The 1040-nt window shown below is 41.2% G+C and carries 1 protein-coding gene; it reads left to right on the plus strand.

Annotated elements, in window-relative coordinates; genetic code table 11:
* Window positions 1–136: 136 nt before the first annotated feature.
* Window positions 137–925 (plus strand): hypothetical protein, encoded by a 789-nt coding sequence (locus tag BLS55_RS11995; RefSeq protein WP_143339577.1) that lies wholly within the window; start codon window positions 137–139, stop codon window positions 923–925.
* The last annotated feature ends 115 nt before the right edge of the window (window positions 926–1040 follow it).

A 1040-nucleotide genomic window follows, 5' to 3' on the forward strand; every position in this document is an offset into this window, starting at 1 on the left:
CCAACATGGGCATTGGCGGCATAACTCCCGCCATGAAGCTCGCACAGGTGTCTTAGGCTCTACTTGTAATCGCTCCTAAAAATGGGAGGATTACCGGTGTTGATCTGCCACTCATCGATGTGCAAAATAACCATAAATGAACGAGAGCCTTTCATTAATGTCTAAAGTCATGATTGATAACTGTGTAATGTCCACAGGGACCTCTGATCCTGCCCGATGGAGACGAATTGATTCCAATCCTAATAGCTTTTGTCCTGGCAATAAGCTTCTCATTTATGAAATCAAACAGTTAAGTGAATCGCAGAGAAAAGAAATGTCCGAGGTTTTGGCTATCGGGCGTGCAGTAAGAGATAATGTTTTTCAGGCATATTATTACACAGAATTGATGTGGGAAATTTTTCAGGGATATCACAGTGTTGAAAATAATCTTTCGCCACTGGCAGCATTCAGAGATACCCAGTTTGAGTCAGTTCCCGCTCCAATTGAGCGCGGAAAGCTTTTCTCAAGCGCAAATTGGGTCAAAGGGGAAGAAGTTGAGTTGTTTATGGATTTTTTATTAAAAGTTGACCCAGCAGATTTTCACATCAAAGTGCAGCGAATGGCCAAGTTTACGGGATTTGAACTGAATAACGCCAAAAATATAAGTGTATTTCAGCAAATGTGTGATGTCAAAGCTCTTGGGAGAAAGCGTGCGCGTGACGCATACCACCTGTGGGCTGCGGAATGTAGCGGAATAGAATACTTTCTGACTGTTGATAAGAAGTTTCTTAATCCGTATCGCACGTCAGTAAGGGACGAAAAAATATCCTTGAAGTGCAGAGCTGTATCACCGTCTGAACTAATTGAAGAACTTGGAATTTCTACTGATGGAATTTTTATTCCTGAATCTGGAAAAAGATTTTTAATGAGTGGTATGTCATTGTAGTGTAATATTGAGTGACCCTTCCCCAGGAAAATATACCATTGAAAAGTTAGTGTTCCTGGCATAGGAGCACAAGAATGAAACGCAGCAGATTTACCGAAGAACAGATTATTGGGAT

This window comes from Desulfovibrio legallii (genome assembly GCF_900102485.1).
Taxonomy (GTDB): domain Bacteria; phylum Desulfobacterota; class Desulfovibrionia; order Desulfovibrionales; family Desulfovibrionaceae; genus Desulfovibrio; species Desulfovibrio legallii_A.

Excerpts from the sequence above, each read along its gene's own strand:
- BLS55_RS11995 (WP_143339577.1), top strand. The coding sequence starts at position 137 with ATGAACGAGAGCCTTTCATTAATGTCTAAAGTCATGATTGATAACTGT.